The organism is Parvularcula mediterranea, assembly GCF_013085255.1.
Taxonomy (GTDB): domain Bacteria; phylum Pseudomonadota; class Alphaproteobacteria; order Caulobacterales; family Parvularculaceae; genus Parvularcula; species Parvularcula mediterranea.
In genome coordinates, this window is record NZ_JABFCX010000003.1 from 103,789 (window position 1) to 121,373 (window position 17,585).

Genomic DNA, 17,585 nt, shown 5'->3' on the forward strand with positions numbered 1-17,585 from the left:
GGGCCGATGGCACTTCGTATCCGACATTTCCTGGCGGTGGGCGCAGCGCTGATTGCGACCGCTCACGCCGATGACGCGCCGATCTATCCGGCGGAAGCGTTCTTCGAGACGACCAGCTACCAGCTCGCGAGGGCTGGCGGCGCCTGGGACCGGCGGGGTGAGAAACTTCTGATCAGCTCGGACGAGACCGGCATCTTCAACGTCTACGCCCTCGACGCGAAGACTGGCGACCGCGAGGCGCTCACCGAGTCCCGCGACGACGCGATGTTCGCCCTCGGCTGGATGCCTGATGGGGAGAGCTTCCTCTACGCCGCCGACCAGGGCGGTAACGAGCTGACCCACATCTATCTCAAGATCCCCGGTGAGCGGGCCATCGACCTCACCCCCGGCGACGCGGTCAAGGCGAACTGGCTCGGCTGGCAGGAAGGCAAGCGCGCCTTCTTCATCTCGACGAACGAACGTGATCCCCAGACCTTCGACGTCTACCGCTACGATGTGCAGAGCCTCGAGCGCGAGCTGATCTTCGAAAACGAGATGGTGCTCGACAACCTGACCGTGGGCCCGAAGGGCAAGAAGGTTGCCGGTGTCCTCGAGGTTTCGGCTGGCCGCAGCGAAGTCTACGCTGCTGATCTCCGGAAACGCGGCGGCTTCATCCGCAGACGGAACAGAAGCGGCGCTGACGGCCCGGTCCTCCTGACGCCGGAAGCGGGCGAGATTTCCCGCAGCATTTACGGCTTCGACCCCACGGGCAACAAGCTGGTCATCGGCTCCAACGTCGATGGCGAGTTCGAGAAGGCCTACGAGGTCCGTCTCTTTGAAACTGAACGACGTGAGCTGATCGATGGTGGCTGGGATGTTTCCAGCGTCTATTACTCGCCGTCAGGCCGCTTCCGCGTCCACTCGGTGAACGAAGACGGCCGGACGGTCACGACGATCACCGACCAGCAGCGCAACCGCCCGGTCACGCTCCCTGAGGGGTTGCCCGAAGGCGCGATGACCAATGTCCGCTTCTCGCCGCGCGAGGACATGATCGCTGCACGGATCTCTTCATCGAAGAGCCCGGCCGACATCTACGTCTTCCCCGTGGGTGACGCAGATGCCGAGCCGCGCCAGCTGACCACTGCGCTCGATGAACGGATCGAGCCCGAGCACCTCGTTGCGGCGGAAGTGATCCGCTACGAAAGCGCTGACGACCTCGACATCCCGGCGATCCAGTACCGCCCGAAAGGCGCGGAGAGCTTCGCCAAGGTCCCCGCAGTCGTCTTCGTCCACGGCGGCCCAGGCGGCCAAAGCCGCGCCAGCTATTCCGCCATGATCCAGCACATGGTCAACAACGGCTACGGCGTCCTCGCGATCAACAACCGAGGATCGTCAGGGTACGGTAAAAGCTTCTACCACCTCGATGACCGCCGCCACGGCGAGGCTGACCTCAAAGACGTGGTCGCTGCCCGAACCTATCTTGAAAGCCTCGACTGGGTCGATGGCGACAAGATCGCCGTCATGGGCGGCAGCTATGGCGGCTTCATGACCATGGCCGCGCTGACCTTCTACCCGGAGGTCTTCGACGCAGGCATCAACATCTTCGGCGTCACCAACTGGGAGCGCACGCTTGCGTCGATCCCGCCATGGTGGGGCGCGTTCCGTGAGCGGCTCTACTCGGAGATGGGTGATCCGGCTACGGATGGTGCGCGCCACCGCCGTATCTCGCCGCTCTTCCGCGCGGACAAGGTGACCAAGCCCGTCCTCATCGTGCAGGGCGCCAATGACCCCCGCGTCCTCCAGATCGAGAGCGACGAGATGGTTGCTGAGCTCCGCAAGAACGGCGTGCCGGTGGAGTATGTTCTGTTCCCGGACGAAGGCCACGGCTTCCGTAAGCGGAAGAACCGGATCGAGGCTTCGGAAGCCTATGTCCGCTTCCTTGACCAGTATCTCCTCGGAGATGTCGTCCCGGCCAACTAGGCTTTGAGCGCTTCCTCGCCTTGAGAGGTCTGGGAGCGCTTCATCACGTGGTCGATCGTCTCGGCGAGGCGGTCGGCACGCATCGGCTTCGCGATGAAGCCGTCCATCCCGGCATCGAGCAGCGCAGCCTCTTCGCCTTCCATGGCGTCAGCCGTGGCCGCGATGATCGGAACATCGGCCCAGCGCTCACCGCTCTCGCGAATGGCGCGGGTCGCCTCGATCCCGTCCATGATAGGCATGTGCTTGTCCATCAGGATCAGGTCGACATCGATCGTCCCCATCAGCTCCAGCACTTCCTGCCCATTCTCGGCAAAGCGCGGCGTCGCGCCCAGAAGCTTGAGGATCTCCTCCGTCACGAGCTGGTTCACCTGATTGTCCTCAGCGACGAGGATGCTCAGGCCGTCCAGCCGGATCGAGCTATCCGCTTGCTGAACGGTTTTCTCAGGCGCAGGCGTCTTGGCAACGGGGAGGGGGAGGATCACCACGAAGGTGGTGCCGCCCGGGCCCGTGCGCTTGATCGAGATTTCACCGCCCATCAACTCCGCGAGCTTGCGGCAGATCGGGAGGCCAAGGCCCGTCCCGTCACGGCGGCGGAGGGTCCCGCTCTCTGCCTGCTCGAAGGGGTCGAACACGGCTTCTGACCGCTCGGCAGGGATGCCGCAGCCCGTGTCCTGTACCTCGACCCACGCCCAGCCCTTGCGGCCTGGGAGGGCGCCTGCCCGGATGGCGACGCCGCCTTCTTCAGTGAACTTGAGCGCATTCGAGACAAGGTTCGAGAAGATCTGCCGTATGCGGAGCTCATCACCGAGCACGAGATCCGGCAGCTCCTCCGCGACGTCGAGGGTCAGGGTCAGCCCGCCCGTTTCCGCGTTGGCGGAGAAGGTTTCCAGCACGGCCTCCAGCAAGGAGCGGAGATCCAGCGGCTCGCTCTCCACCGCCACTTTGTCCGCTTCGAGCTTGGAGAGGTTCAGAATATCATCGACGATCGACAGGAGATGGCTCCCTGCGTTGTCGATGGTCGTCATGAGCTTCCGCTGGCGGGCACTCAGCGGGTCGTCATGGGTCTCGAGAAGCACGCCTGTCAGGCCGAGAACAGCATTCATTGGTGTACGAAGCTCATGGCTCATCGAGGCGAGAAACTGCGACTTGGCTCGCTCCGCATCGAGAGCCCGAGACCGCGCTCCCTCAAGGCTGTTGAGCGCCTCTTCCGCTGCTGCCGAGAGAGCGGTCGCCGCGAACGTGGCAAGGCAAACCGCAAACATACCCTGTGTCAGGCGGAGCTCCTGCATCATCGAAAGCCCGGTGAGGAACCCTGCGCTACCCGGCGTCGCATTCTCGGCGAGCAGGACGAGGACCACGAGCGCAAAAGGCAGGAAGACGAGACCAACCCGCCAGCCGCCGACGAACGTCAGGACCAACGGACTGATCGCAAGGTAAGGAAGGAGTGACGTGTCGATTCCGGTATTGTCCAGTGACGCCGGCACAACGATGCCCGCAATCATCGCCGCGCCAAGGATCGACGCATAGAACAGAGATGCCTTGAACCAGCGAAGAACAACGACAGCGCCGAGGCAGAAAATAGAAAAAGCAACACTCGGCCAGTGGTAAACGGACCATCCACCGAACGTGTACAAACTGATGAAGATATTGCTCGTCTGTACCAGAACGAAACAGAGCAAAATGCTGTAGGTCGCACGGGTCCTCAGGATCGCCCATCCGCTGTCGAGGCGTTCCATAAGGAGAAAGCGCTCAAGAGCGCGCCACGGGACCTTCCAATGCATGCAAATGATTCCCCCTGCGCGCTGTTCTAGGGAGAAATACTCAAAAAAGTGCTAGTGGTTCCATGGGCTTGATTGTTACCGATCCCACGCTCCGCGATCACCCATCTGCTCCAGCATGCTCGCCAGGCTCGACCCCAAGGGCGGCATCAAGCGCCTCGTGCACACCATCGATGCTCCGCGAGTAAGGCTGCACGACATCGCGCATGAAGCTGTCATAAAGATCGATGTTCCAGGCGAGATCATTCCGAAAAGCGGGCGACGCCTGCATGGCTGCGACATCGCACTGAAAACGAAGCCTCAGTTCTGTTCCGTCCACCTGTGCCGGAGCATCCTCAACGTAAGGCGTCGTCGTGATGGCTTCAGGGTACTTAGAGGATAAATTGACAGCAGACTGACGAGTGAAATTCCGATCGTCCGCTGTCACAAGGCTCTGCTGTAGGGTGGCAATCCTTGTGGCAAGCAGATCGTCGGAAATGATCGAAAGCCGATTGTTCGCCTGCAGACGATCAATACTGGGCAATGAGCTCTCGCCGAGGACGAGAATGCTTGTCCCCGCGATGGCGAGGCACTCCTGGTCCGTCAGCTCCCGTCCATCCCCTTCGCTGTAGATAGCATCGATCGCAATCTGCATCGCTTCGTGAGAGGCCGTGCGCGCCGCAAGCTTCTCCTCATAGACGTCCCGGCCGGCCAATATCTCCCGGTGAAGGGCAATCAGGAACTCCTGCTCCTCATCCCGGTCCCGGCGTTCGTCATTCCAGTTACCAAGCTGGAGACCCATGAACACACCGACGACGACGATGAAGAAGTCAATGCCCACGGCGACCCAGTTCTGGGTACGGACATGTTCCATGACACGGCGCAGGATCATCGTGAGCGCCCTCCATCAAGTTGCGCATCCACAGCGACGCGTAGGGCTTCGAGTGCAGCGTCGACACGCTGGTTGTCGCCGCGGTGAAAGGCGCGATTGTTGACCATCTTGAAGAGAACGTTCTTATACTGATTATTATCCCGCATGCCTTCGAGGTCGCAGGAGACGAAGGATCGCAAGACTTCTTCCGACTGGACGGACTCGGTAATCCCGCCTCTTTCAATGATCGGGACGATGCTGCCTTGGAACTGGATGAGATCAGGAAAGATCGTGGCCGGGTCGACCTTTTCAGAGGCGATCGCGCTTTGCGAGTCCCGAGCGCGTGCCGAGACAAGGAGATAGCTCTCGATGGCGCGCGCCACCTCGACATCGGTGATGAGGGTAAGCCTCCCCGATGTCATCAGCTCACTGATCGCCCCGACTTGATCTGTGGGGTTGGAAACAGGCGCTCCGGTCAGGGCAAAACACTCAATCGCCGTCAGCTCCGCCGGGTCGCCTGAGTAAACCTTCTCTGCTGCCTCCGCCATCACACTGGTGAGGAAATGCCGGCCTGTCAGAACTGTTGCGCGCGTTCTCTGGAGGTCAGCGATCTCCACGCGCAGGCGCTCATAGTACTCGTTCTCAAGAGCCCGGTCGGCGCGATAGTTCGACCATTCCTGAACCTGCAGACCGATGAAGACACCCAGCACGACGATCAGGAAATCAATCCCGACCGCCAGCCAGTTCTGTGTACGGACATGTTCAATGATACGGCGAAGGATCACCGTTCGCCTCCCTTCAGTTCATTGAGTGCCGCTCCTGCATAATCGCTCTGAAGCCTCGCAGCTCGGAGGAGGTTCAGTTGCAGAACGTAGAGGCCTTCCAAATGCCCCTCCGCTTCCCTCAGTGCATCGAGATCATAGCGAATTCGACTGAGAGACTCTGTGCCCTGTAGGAATTCCAGTCGTTCCTCCGCGGAGCGCACAGGCACATCGCGAAAGTCGGGTACCCTGATCAATTGATCGATAGTCTTCGGATAAAGGAAGTTCTGCTGATCGACGGACTGATGGTAGCGGGTCAGCGCGCTACGCGTCTCGTCATCCCGCAGAAGCTTGAGGTCACCTGACGCAACGAGTTGCTGATACGTGGCAGAGCGAAGGGGAGGGCGACCAAGATTGAAGCTCAGATAGACCGCTTCCTTCATCCGCTCCTCGGCAAACTCAGAGTCGCCGCGAGCGACTTCGATCAGGACTCCTGTGGCGTCGAGATATCGGGGCACAGCTTCAAGGGTCCCATCGAGCGCTGCGGCGATCTCTTCAAACTCGATTGTCAGCCGACCGATGAGCTCAAGCTCGGTTTTCCGGGCCTCCCTCGCTTCATTCAGGTTGCCCAGCTGGATACCAATGAACACACCCACGACAACGATCAGGAAATCAATCCCGACCGCCAGCCAGTTCTGTGTACGGACATGTTCGATGACGCGGCGCAGGATCATCGGCTGGCCTCCACGGATGCTCTTACCCGGTCAGTCAGCGCCTGTGACCGCGCGGCTTCCCGGTACAGGATGCCCACAACGATATCGCCGGTGGCCACCCAATAGCGGAGCTCATTGCGAAGCTCTTCGTTCGAGAGAAGGCTGGCCACCACCGGGCCGGTTTCTATGCCAAGCCCGGTTGGCGCAGGGCATTCCTTGAAAAGCTGCGCCTGGCGGACGCTGGTCTCATAGCAATGCTCCGTATGGTAACGTTGCAGCGCTACGGGGATGATGCCCCTGACGGTCCTGCGGTAAGCGGGAAACTCACTGATGAGATCGTTGATCTTGATCTCGCCATAGTAGACCCCCAGTTCTCGCATGAGTTCGGAGTCCTCGAGCAAGGCCACATCGCCGGTGCTCGTTAGCTCCTCATAGGTCGCCCTGACGCTCCTTACACCGATGGAATGGCTCGCTTCCATGAAGGCCGAGATGACCTGCCAGTCCGACGCGCTGCCCCGGTCTTCGTAGAAGCTGAGCGCTCTTTCCCCTTGGTCCCGAACCTGCTCACGGAAGATGCGGTTGTTCTCGAAGCTCTCAGTGGTCAGGTCGAGGTCTGCTGCGAGGCGTTCCAAATAGCCGACCGCCCGGGTCTGGCCAGCGCGCTCCTCGTTCCAGTTCCCAAGCTGGATACCGATGAAAACACCGACGACGACGATCACGAAGTCGATCCCGACCGCGATCCAGTTCTGCGTACGGACATGTTCCAGAATGCGGCGGAAGATCATTAGCGGCTCCCCTCCTGCGGGAGGAGGTCGATCAGGTCCTCCGTCTGCTGCATAAGGCGTTCAGCAACGACGACACTCAGCGCGATCGTCCCGAAACGGATGGCCAGAACGCCGTCAAGCGTGCGCAAATCCTCTGGCGCGACCCGGTCGTTCTTGAAGGACGAGGGGGTAAACCCTGCTGCCTGGGCGACCTGGCCTCGCGCGAGAACGGCGGCGAAGGAGAGGTGCTCCGTGATGAAGGGCAGGGCGATATGGTCCCTATGCTCCAGCGCATCCCGGTCCAGCCGCTGCAGGTACACGACATCGGCTTCCCACTTCGAAATCTCCTCCCGCAGAGGGGTCCCGGCCAAGGTGCTGAACGCGTCCGAAGCGGCGAGGTCGTCGAAAGCGACGGTCTCAGGCCGGTAATTCGTCACCGCGGTCACTGCGAAGAGTCCCGCATTCAGCGTATCTTCTTCGACGTCCCCGTCGGCCTCCGCGAGCGCAGCGCGGACCTCATTGATCGCGTCGAGCCTTGCCTGCTTCGCATCACGATAGCTGCTGAGTTCATCGAGGTTGCGCTCAAGCTCATCAGCGAAGGCGATAAGCTGGCGATCAAGCTGCCGCCTCTCCGCAGCGCTCTCGTTCCAGTTCCCAAGCTGGATACCGATGAAAACACCCACCACGACAATGACGAAGTCGATGCCAACGGCCAGCCAGTTCTGCGTACGAACATGCTCCATGACGCGGCGGAGGATCATTTTAGGCGCTCCAGCTCTCGGTCGACCTCGGCGATCGCTTCCTCTGCCATCGTGATTTCCTGCTGGAGGTCGCTCGGGAAGGAGACGATGAAGCCGATCCACTCGGTCAGCGTCAGGGCAATATCAGGCTCCGCACGGATGGCTTCGACGGCCAAGCGAGAGACTTCGGGCGCCACGGGCTCGGGACAGTCCTGGACATAGAGCTCCCAGCCCTCCTGAATGAAGTAGCACGCGTTCCAATAATGCTCCTGCATTTCGACCGGAATTCGTTGACGGACGAGTGTTCGGTACTCCGGGATGATGCTGCCGGTGGTGATCAGGATGTCGTTCCTGAAGTGATAGGCCGACACCGCAGCCACAACATCGCGGGACGTCGGCAGTCCTTCCCGGCGCATCTCCTCAAAAATCGTCCGAGGTACAGCCGTCGTCTGCCACTGGGACGCATGGAACATGTCCAACAGCACAGCCCAGCAGTCGCTCCCGCAATCCTCGTCACTTGAAAGAAAGGCGAGGGACCGCTCTCCTGCCTCCGCGACCTGCTCAAACGAATTGATCCGTCCACGTGTCCGCTGAACCGAGATCGCCAGTTCCTGCCTCAGCTCGGAAAGCATCATCCGCTCGCGCTCGGCCGCACCGCGCTCCTCGTTCCAGTTCCCAAGCTGGATACCGATGAAAACACCGACCACGACGATGACGAAGTCGATCGCTACCGCTAGCCAGTTCTGTGTACGGACATGCTCCATGACGCGTCGGAGGATCATCGTTGAGCCTCCTCCAGCCGTTCGAGGATGGCATCGACGCGAGCGTCAATCCGCAGTCTCCACATGGTGAAGTAGTTGTGGATGCGGTAGTATTCCTCCGCCGCGTTCTCGAATGCAGGATCGTCCGTCATCCCTTGAAAATCGATCGCCCCGATACCCGTTCCGACTTCGGTCGGATCCGCGTAGGCCTCGGTGAGTGCCCAACTCATATCGAGGGAGAAGTGGCGCGAGAAACTGACCTGGATGACCTCGCTCCTGCCAATGAAGAAGTCGCGCGCCACAGCAAAGCGTTCCAGAAAGTCCTGGTACTCGACGAGAAGGTCGAGGAGCTGCTTGTCCTGCAACAGGTTGGCACGGCCTGAGGACAACAGCTCCGTAAACGTACCTGAGTGGTCAGCACTGGTTTGAAAGGCATCGCCAAACGCCAGCGCGCGCTCGATCGCGGGGAGGTCCTCTTCGGAAAACGAACCCTCCCGAACGGCTTCGATCAGTGTCCTGAAATCAGAGACCATCGATTCATGAAAAGCGCGGCTTCGCTCGCCATCGTCACCGATGCGCCTGAAGTCGACGCGCAGCCGCTCAATCAACGCAGCCTCTTCGACCCGTTGTTGCCGCACTTCGTTCCAGTTCGACACCTGGATACCGATGAACACACCAACCACGACGATGACGAAATCAATCCCAACCGCCAGCCAGTTCTGGGCTCGCACATGCTCTGTCAGTCGACGGAGGATCATTCGCCGCGCTCCAGATGCTGGTTGATCGCGTCAACGCTCGCTTCGGCGCGTTCGATGAGCTCCGGATAGTTCAGCCGCGCATACTCGTTCTGACCGACCCAATACCGCAGGGAATGCTCCAGCTCCCGGTCGGCCTGCATCGCGCTGAGGGCCGATGAGAGGTCAATCTCCGACAAGGCGTCCTCACACCCGTAGGTCAGAACCTCGTTCGCCATGTCCAAGACTTCGTAGCAGTCCTGCCAAAGCAGCGTCATGGCATCGACGGGAATGTATCCGCGCACCTGTTCGCGGTAGGGCGGGGGCGTCGCGTTCACCGTGTCCCACCCCACGATGTAGGAATAGACGCTCTGAACGTTCAGGCGCAGCGGTTCATGGCTCGGGATGCCTCGCCTGTTGGTCTCCTGGTACTTCTCGCGGAAGAACCCGGTGCCCCAAACTTGCGAGGCGTGGAAAAGATCAATGACCAGCCGTTCGCAATCCGACGTACACGGCTCATCGCTCTCGAGAAACTGAAGGCCGCTTCGCCCGCCCTCAACGACACGATCCACGAACTGCGCCTGAATGCGCGCCATGTGCGCGTTCGAGGCGATCTCGTCCCGCAGCTGCTCAAGATACTCAGCCTCCTGAACATGAGATACCCGCGCCTCGTTCCAGTTACCGATCTGGATGCCCAAGAACACACCGACCACGACGATGACGAAGTCGATCCCAACAGCGAACCAGTTCTGCGTGCGGACATGTTCCATCACGCGGCGCAAGATCATTGGTCAGCACCCCCGAGATAGGCTTCGATCCTGCTCTCCAGCTCAACCGTCTCTGAACGCAGCCTGTTGGCAATCGCTTCATTCGCCGCGGCGACGCCGCTTCGCTTCCCAACCCGGGATTTCACGTCGCTCCAGACGTCCGCGCTGGCAGGGAGCATGAGAACGCTTCCGCCGGTTGCCATGAGGCTGGGGTCAATGCGTTCACGCCGGGTCTGGTTGATCGTGTCGAACACCGCGGGCGCAGCCATGCCCATGATTTCGGTGTCCCATACCCATGAGCCAACGGAGATATCATCAGTAAACCGATTGAAACCATCGTCGATGAAGGTCGCGTTGTTCTTATCGATCACGGCCTCCAGCCGTTTGATCCCGAAAAAGTACGAAACGATGGCCCGACGCAGGTCGGGATTGGATATCAGGCCAAGCCGCCCGGAGCTTTGAAGGTCAAGAAAGGTCGGGCTTTCAATAATCAGTGTCCGTCGCGCGCCAAGCTGATCCAGCGTCATCCCGATTTTCCGACGCCGCAGTTCTGAGGGCTGCCCATCGATCAGCGGCAGGACGCCGTTTCCGATCTCCACCATGAACTGCTCGAACTCGATCTGGCTCTCCACCTCGACAATGGATGCCCGAAGGTCCTGCTGCAGAAGCTCGAGATAGGCGGCCTCAGCGTCCCGATTAACCCGCGCTTCGTTCCAGTTCGAAACCTGAATACCAATAAACACACCGACCACGACGATGACGAAGTCGATGCCCACCGCCAGCCAGTTCTGGCTGCGGACATGGTCCAGCACTCTACGAAACAGCACGCCCCGAATCCTCCCTAAGTGCTCACGCTAGCACAAAGGTGGCGAGGACCTAGAGAAGGAGATCAGCAGCAAAGAAGGCGAAGAATCCGCCAACAAGATAGGCGCCAACTGCAATCCACAGAATGACGCCTCCGATTTTTCTCATGCGTGTGCACGCGCGAGCCTGCGCCGGATCAATGGGGCAGGGCGCATTTCTTGAGCGCCAGCGCATGTATCCTGCCAGCACCAGAAGTGCTCCCGAAACAAGGAACAGTGCGGTCTTGCGCTCTGTCAGCCAGATCAGGCCCGGGACATTGGCGGTCAGCCCCGCCATCACCGCCCCAGCTCCAAAGGCAATCAAAAGCGCCGGGAGGGCACAGCAAAGAAGGGTGGAGGTGCTGGCGAACAGTGCGACTGTCGGAGCCAGCCCCTCACGGGCGAAGAGCCTCATGCACCGGAGCCCTGAAGCGCTTCCTCTCCGCGACGGATGGAAGCGATCCGGTAGCCAGCTTTCTTGACCAGCTTTTCGATCTCAGGGTCGGACAGCTTGGACTCCGGCTTGAGAACGAGGTTGAGTGTCTTCGTGTCGAGATCGACATAGACGGCCGAGACGTCATCGCGGCGGCCGAACGTCTTGTTCATGGCCTTGGCGCAGAAGTCACAGACAACGCCGAGGACGTCTGCCACCACGGGCTTGCCGCCTGCTTTCAGCGCTTTTTCGATCGCCTCCGTCTTTGCGATGGGGGGATGTTTCTTTGTTTTTTCTCCATGTCCGTCGTGATGGCCAGCATGTTCGCTGCCATGATCGTGAGACTGTCCGTGGTCATGGCCTTCATGGTCATGATCTTGGGCCGGTACACTCACCGTGGTGAGTGCAAGGGTAAGCGCGAGTGTCGTCAGCATACGGTTCCTCCCTAGAACCTGTAGGTGAAGTTGATGAGCGGCTGGTCATCGGTGATGCTCCAGCCAGCTTCGAAGAGGGCAGCGCCCTTGAAGAAACGAACGAGGGGCGTGATCCCCACCGGCTCGTCATTCTGAGGTCGATGGTCGACCTCAATCATCAGCCACGTGTGAAGATCGCCGGTATCGCCTTCGTAGGGCGCCCAGCCGACGCGGGCAGCCTGCATGAATTGGTCACCAAGCTCTCCAGCATCGAGCACGCGGTTCCGATAGGATACGAAAAGACGCCTTGTCTCCCAGTCTGCGAGGACGCCAGCGAACCCGGCGAGCCCGGAGAGGCCCTCTCGGTCGTCTATTCCCTCGGCATGGCCGAGTCCCAGCACGGGATAGATGTTGGCTTGGTAATTCTCGCCGAACCATCGTTTCCCAAGGAAGGTCGCCTGACCACCGGCGAATACGAAGTCCATCTGCCGGTCCCATTCGATCCGTAAACCAAGCGAAAGGGCCGGATCGACGGTGTAGTGGGTCCAAAGGGACGTTGATTGGCGATCGGTCTCTTCAATCAGGGTCCAGCCACCCTGGTAGGAGACCGGGCGGGCATTCGCTGCCGTGGCGGCAAGGCTGAGAAGAATGGAGGCGACGATGACCCTCATCGCTTACGCCCGCTCAGTACATCCGCCAGCTCACGGACTTTCTCGCGACGATCATCGAGGTTCCCGCTGGTCAGAGCGTGATCGACGCACGTCTCGACATGGTCATCGACCACAAGGCGCTCGATCGATACCAACGCGCCGCGGACGGCCTGCATCTGGCGCAGGACATCGACGCAGTAGCGGTCGCTCTCGACCATTTTCAGCACGCCCTGCAGCTGGCCCTCGGCTTTCTTCAGCCGCTTGAGAACGTCCGGTTTCGTTTCGTCTTTCATACCCCTACCCTGCAGGGGGATCATGGTTTAAGCAAGTTGCTCTGCAAAAGCCTTTCAAACGCTCAGAGCCGCCGCGACGAATGGCGGAAATGTCACGGGTTGCGCCGCAGCGCGAAAAGCCCAGATACTATCCTTCTAGGACATCTGAGACACCATCACGCCACCTATGAGCGAAGAACGCGACGACGACCGCGGCGTCGGCACCGGTACGATTACCAAGGCCGAGCCAAAAACGAAAAAGCCGAACCTCTACAAGGTTTTGCTGCTTAACGACGACTACACCCCGCAGGAATTCGTGGTGTGGCTGCTGGAGGCGGTCTTCAACAAGGACCGCGAGGCAGCGACCCGCATCATGCTGCATGTCCACCAGACCGGGGTCGGGATCTGCGGCATCTACACCTTCGAGGTTGCCGAAACGAAAGTCGCGCAGGTGCTTGAACTGGCCCGTCGCAATGAGCACCCTCTTCAGTGCACGATGGAAAAGGAATAACTTCGCTCATTCAGCGAAGCGGTAGCGACGAAAAGAAACTCCCTTCGCTCATTCAGCGAAGCGGTAGCGAGGAGAAAGAATATGGCGAGTTTCGCATCTGGGCTTGAGCAGGCCATCCACGCTGCCATCGCGATGGCGACCGAGCGCAAGCAGGAGCTTGCCACGCTCGAACACCTCCTTTTCGCGCTCCTCGATGACAGCGACGCCAAGGCTCTCCTTGAGGCCTGCGCCGTCGACATGGACGAGCTGCGCGAGACGCTGACCGAGTATATCGAGGACGACCTCGCTAATCTCGTGGTCGAGGAGCTGGACGAGGCCAAGCCCACCACCAGCTTCCACCGCGTCGTGCAGCGCGCCCTGATCCACGTGGAGACCTCAGGCCGCGCCGAAGTCACGGGCGCCAACATCATCGTCGCCATCTTCGCCGAGCGTGAGAGCCACGCCGCCTACTTCCTGCAGAGCCAGGGCATGACCCGCTACGACGCGGTCAACTACATCTCCCACGGCCTCTCCAAGAACGGCATCAGCCAGCCGAAGAGCCCCCGCGGCGCCGACCAGGAGGAGGAAGAAGGCCAGGCCAAGCAAGGCCCCGAGGCGCTCGAAGCCTACTGCGTCAACCTCAACGACAAGGCCCGCAAGGGCGACGTGGACCCGCTCATCGGCCGCGAAAAGGAAGTCGACCGCGCGATCCAGATCCTCTGCCGCCGCCGCAAGAACAACCCGCTCTTCGTGGGCGACCCAGGCGTCGGCAAGACCGCCATCGCCGAGGGCCTTGCCCGCAAGATCGTCGACGAGCAGGTCCCCGAGGTCCTGGCCGAGGCGACCATCTTCTCCCTCGACATGGGCGCGCTCCTCGCCGGCACCCGCTACCGTGGCGACTTCGAGGAGCGGCTGAAGGCCGTCATCAAGGAGTGCGAGGGCCACCACCACGCGATCCTCTTCATCGACGAGATTCACACCATCATCGGCGCGGGCGCGACGTCAGGCGGCGCGATGGATGCCTCCAACCTCCTCAAGCCCGCCCTCCAGAACGGCACCCTCAAATGCATGGGCTCCACCACCTTCAAGGAGTACAAGCAGCACTTCGAGAAGGACCGCGCGCTCTCCCGCCGGTTCCAGAAGATCGACGTGATGGAGCCCTCGGTCCCTGACACGATCGAGATCCTCCGTGGCCTGAGGGGTGCGTTCGAGAAGCACCATAACCTGACCTACACGGACGAAGCCATCAAGACCGCCGTCGAGCTTTCGGCCAAGTACATGACCGACCGCAAGCTGCCCGACAAGGCGATCGACGTGATCGACGAGGCTGGCGCGCGCCAGATGCTCTTCGCCGAAGAGAAGCGCGTGAAGGAAATCGGCACTGCGCAGGTCGAGGAGATCGTCGCGGTCATGGCCCGTATCCCGCCGAAATCCGTCAGCAAGTCGGATACGGAGCGTCTCAAGAACCTCGGCTCCGACATCAAGCGTGTGGTCTTCGGCCAGGACGATGCCGTCGACGCGCTCTCCGCCGCGATCAAGCTCAGCCGCGCTGGCCTGCGTGAGCCGGACAAGCCGATCGGCAACTATCTCTTCGCCGGCCCCACGGGCGTCGGTAAGACCGAGGTCGCAAAGCAGCTCGCCAAGATGATGGGCGTTGAGCTTCTCCGCTTCGACATGTCCGAATATATGGAGCGGCATACCGTCAGCAGGCTGATCGGTGCGCCTCCGGGCTATGTCGGCTTTGACCAGGGCGGCGGCCTCCTCACCGATGCCGTGGACCAGAACCCCCACGCGGTCGTCCTCCTCGACGAGATCGAAAAGGCGCACCCTGAGATCTTCAACATCCTGTTGCAGGTCATGGATAATGGTCAGCTCACGGACAGCCACGGCAAGAAGATCGACTTCCGCAACGTCATCGTCATCATGACGACGAACGCCGGCGCGTCGGACATGGGCCGTCAAGAAATCGGCTTCGGCCGGGGCCGCGCCATCTCCGAGCAGGAAGACGCGATCAACAAGCTCTTCACGCCGGAGTTCCGCAACCGCCTCGACGCGGTGATCCCGTTTGCCGGACTCAGTAAGCCGATCATCGACCGCATCGTCGCCAAGTTCGTGCTCCAGCTGGAAGCCCAGCTCGCGGACAGAAACGTCACCTTCGAACTTACCGACGAGGCCACAAGATGGCTCTCCGAACGCGGCTTCGACGAAGACATGGGCGCAAGACCCCTCGCCAGGACGATCCAGGAGCACATCAAGAAGCCGATCGCCGACGAAATCCTCTTCGGCTCCTTGCGCAACGGAGGCGTCGTGCGCGTCACCCTCGGCAAGGACGAAAAGCTAGCCTTCGAATATATCCCCGAAGACCCGGCACGGGTCGAGGAGCCTGAGGCAGGGCAGGGCGATGAAGAGGTCGAGGAGCGGGTGCGTTAGTGTTTGAATTCTCACTTGAACGAACATCTATTCGCAACGTCTTCGTGGTGGTTTTGGTCCTCATTGCCAGTTCGGCAGTCGGTTTCTTCGCTGGTGCAATGCAACCTGAGGCAGCCCGCCGGTTCTCAAGTATGTTCCGGCCCGAAAAGGCGTTCGAGGGCAGCTGGATTTGTGTCGAGAGCTGCAGCGACACAACGATGTCGATCGTACTCCGCCGAGACAGTCTTTGGCTTGTGAGCTCTCGAGGAGTTCTCCGAGAGCTTGTGTTTGTCCAGCGAGACAGATCAATCCAAATGGTGGGCCTACCTCACCGTGGGTCAATTGCTTCGGATACGGGGACTCTCGAGTTTGGAAACTACGGCACGTGGGTAAGAACGGAAAACTTTACTCCTGAATATCGTCAGGCGTCTTTCTGTAGTTCTCTTGATGCATTTTCAGGCGTGAGCATCGCCATTCTGCCAACACCGGGCGCAATGAACGCAGCCTTGGAGATGAAGGCCTTTCTTCAATCATCGATACCGGATGGGACATTTGTCGTCGATGAGACCTGGAGAGGCTCAACGTACGTCGAAGGTGGTCTTGTGGCGTTCGCGAAGCAAAAGTCGGCCGATAGGGCCTCGCAGATCGCAGGTCTCTTTAGCGAGGGCCGCATCGAATACATGCTCGAGCCCATTTGGGAGAATCCAATGAACAGAGACTTTTTTATTGTGATCAGAAAATGGGACGGTCCCGGGACCTGTAGCTGATAGCCAGCGTCATGAGAGAAGCGTAGCAGAATGCAACAAACGCCGCTCCCGTGGTCCCGCGCAGTAAGGTCTTGATGCGGACCACTTCAACTCCGCCGTCCTACCAGAATTCGCGGAGGCGAAGGTCCCTGACCCATAGCCAGCCCGATTTATAGATTCGACTCTGCACAGACGCCCATCCATTTGGGATGTACTTTTGCATTTTGAGATCGCGGGTGGGCGTGTTTCTTCATCCGCTCGGACGGTTTTCTGCGACCGATCGCGCCGGCGGAGCTTCGAATCCGGGGACTGCGTTGGGCGCCCTAAGGTTCGGCGGTGAGCCGAGCAAAAACGGCAATTGCTTCTCAATGAATGTCGGTATAGATTTAAGCGGGCGACCTTCAGGTACTGTTCCATGGCATTTTTAGGTAGACTCGCTGCGCTTGCGTTATTCATTGTCCCTCCTTGGCTCGGGTTTGCAACTGGAAAGTGGCTGGATGTTGTCGTTGGCCTAGTCGCTGGGCTTATTGTCTATCTAGTCATTTTTGTACCGATCGGGGTAGGAATTTGGCTATTTACCGGAAAGACTAGTGACCAGACACCTCGGGGAAACGACTTCGGTAATCTCATGTTTTGTCTTTTCCTTGTCTTGGGAAGTGTATTGGGTGTTTTAGCGTCGACTGGATAAGAATAAGCCAGTAGGGCGGCTTGCGCGGCCAGCCTTCGCCACGCCCGCCTCACGGCGCCTTGCTTCGCAAACCGCCCTACGACCTCACCATAGTCTTCCCGGAATTCGCGGGAGCGAATATCCGGGACCCATGGACCATCCGTGTGCCTCTGATTGGGACGGATGATCCATGGCTCCCGGGTCACCCTTCGGTCGCCCGGAGAGACGGGGCGGTGAGGGCACACCTCCACCCACCGTCACCCCGGACTTGATCCGGGGTCCATCCCTTCAAAAAAAATGCGCTGTGCGCCGTAGGGCGGCTGCCCGTGTGCTGATCGTCTTGCGCGGGACCCTTTCGGCAGCCGCGTTGCTCCGCGCGGGTGCGGGCGTCGGCATCGCGAACGCGGCTGCCGCTGGTTGCGCGCACCCGCCCTACGGGCGATGCCGTCACGCTTTATCCCCGCCCCTTCCGCCCATGCTACAACCCCTCCACCAGCGGGGTTGAGCGCCGAAGGCGATCGACGGTGTTGGCAGTCACTCGTTGATCGGCTTCGCCGCTCAACCCTGCCGGTACGGTGGTTTGCTGCTGTGACGGCTACCGCCCTCGTGTGAGCTAGGGATTGGCCGCGGGGAGGTTCGTCAGACCGCCGAATGGCGTGCGGCTGTGGTTTGGGCTCCTTCAGACCGCAGCAAGGACCCCTAGAATGAGAATCAGATCGCGCTGTGGTCCGGCCGCACGCCATACCCCGCATGCCCTGCAGCGGTCCTCCGCATGCAGACGATGAGCTGTGCCCGTAGGGCGGAACGCGAAGCGATCCGCCGCTCGGCGACCGCAC

At 60.4% G+C, this 17,585-nt stretch carries 18 protein-coding genes; 4 read left to right on the top strand and 14 right to left on the bottom strand.

The features are described 5' to 3' along the window. Positions 1-6 precede the first annotated feature (6 nt). Positions 7-1,959 carry an alpha/beta hydrolase family protein gene (locus tag HK107_RS09335; RefSeq protein WP_173199062.1) on the top strand — a complete coding sequence of 651 codons (1,953 nt, stop codon included), beginning with the start codon at positions 7-9 and terminating at the stop codon, positions 1,957-1,959. Here HK107_RS09335 and HK107_RS09340 read toward each other — a convergent pair. The 14 genes from HK107_RS09340 to HK107_RS09405 form a co-directional block, all read right to left on the bottom strand. Further along, positions 1,956-3,740, bottom strand: coding sequence for an ATP-binding protein (locus HK107_RS09340; protein ID WP_173199064.1), 1,785 nt, complete (start codon positions 3,738-3,740; stop codon positions 1,956-1,958). The two genes, HK107_RS09335 and HK107_RS09340, sit on opposite strands and share 4 nt — an antisense overlap. A gap of 97 nt (positions 3,741-3,837) precedes the next feature. After that, the gene (locus HK107_RS09345) at positions 3,838-4,608 is read right to left on the bottom strand and encodes a hypothetical protein (RefSeq protein WP_173199066.1); all 771 of its coding nucleotides are present in this window, start codon (positions 4,606-4,608) and stop codon (positions 3,838-3,840) included. Next, entirely contained in the window at positions 4,605-5,372 is a 768-nt protein-coding gene (locus tag HK107_RS09350; RefSeq protein WP_173199068.1) for a hypothetical protein, read from the bottom strand. The genes HK107_RS09345 and HK107_RS09350 overlap by 4 nt, the downstream gene beginning before the upstream one ends. Further along, positions 5,369-6,082 (bottom strand): hypothetical protein, encoded by a 714-nt coding sequence (locus HK107_RS09355; RefSeq protein ID WP_173199070.1) that lies wholly within the window; start codon positions 6,080-6,082, stop codon positions 5,369-5,371. The genes HK107_RS09350 and HK107_RS09355 overlap by 4 nt, the downstream gene beginning before the upstream one ends. Further along, positions 6,079-6,846, bottom strand: a complete 768-nt coding sequence (locus HK107_RS09360) for a hypothetical protein (protein ID WP_173199072.1) — start codon at positions 6,844-6,846, stop codon at positions 6,079-6,081. Before HK107_RS09360 ends, HK107_RS09355 begins: the two co-directional genes overlap by 4 nt. After that, complete coding sequence (locus HK107_RS09365) at positions 6,846-7,586, bottom strand: DUF6090 family protein (protein ID WP_173199074.1); 741 nt, start codon at positions 7,584-7,586, stop codon at positions 6,846-6,848. Before HK107_RS09365 ends, HK107_RS09360 begins: the two co-directional genes overlap by 1 nt. Next, complete coding sequence (locus HK107_RS09370; RefSeq protein ID WP_173198888.1) at positions 7,583-8,347, bottom strand: hypothetical protein; 765 nt, start codon at positions 8,345-8,347, stop codon at positions 7,583-7,585. Before HK107_RS09370 ends, HK107_RS09365 begins: the two co-directional genes overlap by 4 nt. Next, complete coding sequence (locus HK107_RS09375) at positions 8,344-9,084, bottom strand: hypothetical protein (protein ID WP_173199076.1); 741 nt, start codon at positions 9,082-9,084, stop codon at positions 8,344-8,346. The genes HK107_RS09370 and HK107_RS09375 overlap by 4 nt, the downstream gene beginning before the upstream one ends. Then, positions 9,081-9,848 (bottom strand): hypothetical protein, encoded by a 768-nt coding sequence (locus HK107_RS09380; RefSeq protein ID WP_173199078.1) that lies wholly within the window; start codon positions 9,846-9,848, stop codon positions 9,081-9,083. Before HK107_RS09380 ends, HK107_RS09375 begins: the two co-directional genes overlap by 4 nt. Next, positions 9,845-10,654 (bottom strand): DUF6090 family protein, encoded by an 810-nt coding sequence (locus HK107_RS09385; protein WP_173199080.1) that lies wholly within the window; start codon positions 10,652-10,654, stop codon positions 9,845-9,847. Before HK107_RS09385 ends, HK107_RS09380 begins: the two co-directional genes overlap by 4 nt. 49 nt (positions 10,655-10,703) lie before the next feature. Beyond that, positions 10,704-11,084 (bottom strand): hypothetical protein, encoded by a 381-nt coding sequence (locus HK107_RS09390; RefSeq protein ID WP_173199082.1) that lies wholly within the window; start codon positions 11,082-11,084, stop codon positions 10,704-10,706. Next, the gene (locus HK107_RS09395) at positions 11,081-11,536 is read right to left on the bottom strand and encodes a heavy-metal-associated domain-containing protein (RefSeq protein ID WP_173199084.1); all 456 of its coding nucleotides are present in this window, start codon (positions 11,534-11,536) and stop codon (positions 11,081-11,083) included. Before HK107_RS09395 ends, HK107_RS09390 begins: the two co-directional genes overlap by 4 nt. 11 nt (positions 11,537-11,547) lie before the next feature. Further along, positions 11,548-12,186 (bottom strand): hypothetical protein, encoded by a 639-nt coding sequence (locus tag HK107_RS09400; RefSeq protein ID WP_173199086.1) that lies wholly within the window; start codon positions 12,184-12,186, stop codon positions 11,548-11,550. Next, on the bottom strand, positions 12,183-12,458 hold the full coding sequence (locus tag HK107_RS09405) for a metal-sensitive transcriptional regulator (protein ID WP_173199089.1): 276 nt from the start codon (positions 12,456-12,458) through the stop codon (positions 12,183-12,185). Before HK107_RS09405 ends, HK107_RS09400 begins: the two co-directional genes overlap by 4 nt. 166 nt (positions 12,459-12,624) lie before the next feature. Between HK107_RS09405 and clpS the strand changes: the two genes are divergently transcribed. The 3 genes from clpS (at position 12,625) to HK107_RS09420 (ending at position 16,103) form a co-directional block, all read left to right on the top strand. Beyond that, on the top strand, positions 12,625-12,948 hold the full coding sequence (gene clpS / locus HK107_RS09410) for an ATP-dependent Clp protease adapter ClpS (protein ID WP_173199091.1): 324 nt from the start codon (positions 12,625-12,627) through the stop codon (positions 12,946-12,948). Between the two features lie 81 nt (positions 12,949-13,029). Then, a complete protein-coding gene (clpA, locus tag HK107_RS09415; RefSeq protein WP_173199093.1) occupies positions 13,030-15,357 on the top strand; it encodes an ATP-dependent Clp protease ATP-binding subunit ClpA in 2,328 nt (775 codons plus the stop codon). Continuing rightward, positions 15,357-16,103 carry a hypothetical protein gene (locus tag HK107_RS09420; protein ID WP_173199095.1) on the top strand — a complete coding sequence of 249 codons (747 nt, stop codon included), beginning with the start codon at positions 15,357-15,359 and terminating at the stop codon, positions 16,101-16,103. The genes clpA and HK107_RS09420 overlap by 1 nt, the downstream gene beginning before the upstream one ends. Positions 16,104-17,585 lie beyond the last annotated feature (1,482 nt).

Bases quoted from the DNA above. Each gene is read 5' to 3' on its own strand.
- HK107_RS09335 (WP_173199062.1), top strand. From the start codon at position 7: ATGGCACTTCGTATCCGACATTTCCTGGCGGTGGGCGCAGCGCTGATT.
- HK107_RS09340 (WP_173199064.1), bottom strand. From the start codon at position 3,740: ATGCATTGGAAGGTCCCGTGGCGCGCTCTTGAGCGCTTTCTCCTTATG.
- HK107_RS09345 (WP_173199066.1), bottom strand. From the start codon at position 4,608: ATGATCCTGCGCCGTGTCATGGAACATGTCCGTACCCAGAACTGGGTC.
- HK107_RS09355 (WP_173199070.1), bottom strand. From the start codon at position 6,082: ATGATCCTGCGCCGCGTCATCGAACATGTCCGTACACAGAACTGGCTG.
- HK107_RS09360 (WP_173199072.1), bottom strand. From the start codon at position 6,846: ATGATCTTCCGCCGCATTCTGGAACATGTCCGTACGCAGAACTGGATC.
- HK107_RS09365 (WP_173199074.1), bottom strand. From the start codon at position 7,586: ATGATCCTCCGCCGCGTCATGGAGCATGTTCGTACGCAGAACTGGCTG.
- HK107_RS09370 (WP_173198888.1), bottom strand. From the start codon at position 8,347: ATGATCCTCCGACGCGTCATGGAGCATGTCCGTACACAGAACTGGCTA.
- HK107_RS09375 (WP_173199076.1), bottom strand. From the start codon at position 9,084: ATGATCCTCCGTCGACTGACAGAGCATGTGCGAGCCCAGAACTGGCTG.
- HK107_RS09380 (WP_173199078.1), bottom strand. From the start codon at position 9,848: ATGATCTTGCGCCGCGTGATGGAACATGTCCGCACGCAGAACTGGTTC.
- HK107_RS09390 (WP_173199082.1), bottom strand. From the start codon at position 11,084: ATGAGGCTCTTCGCCCGTGAGGGGCTGGCTCCGACAGTCGCACTGTTC.
- HK107_RS09395 (WP_173199084.1), bottom strand. From the start codon at position 11,536: ATGCTGACGACACTCGCGCTTACCCTTGCACTCACCACGGTGAGTGTA.
- HK107_RS09400 (WP_173199086.1), bottom strand. From the start codon at position 12,186: ATGAGGGTCATCGTCGCCTCCATTCTTCTCAGCCTTGCCGCCACGGCA.
- HK107_RS09405 (WP_173199089.1), bottom strand. From the start codon at position 12,458: ATGAAAGACGAAACGAAACCGGACGTTCTCAAGCGGCTGAAGAAAGCC.
- clpS (WP_173199091.1), top strand. From the start codon at position 12,625: ATGAGCGAAGAACGCGACGACGACCGCGGCGTCGGCACCGGTACGATT.
- clpA (WP_173199093.1), top strand. From the start codon at position 13,030: ATGGCGAGTTTCGCATCTGGGCTTGAGCAGGCCATCCACGCTGCCATC.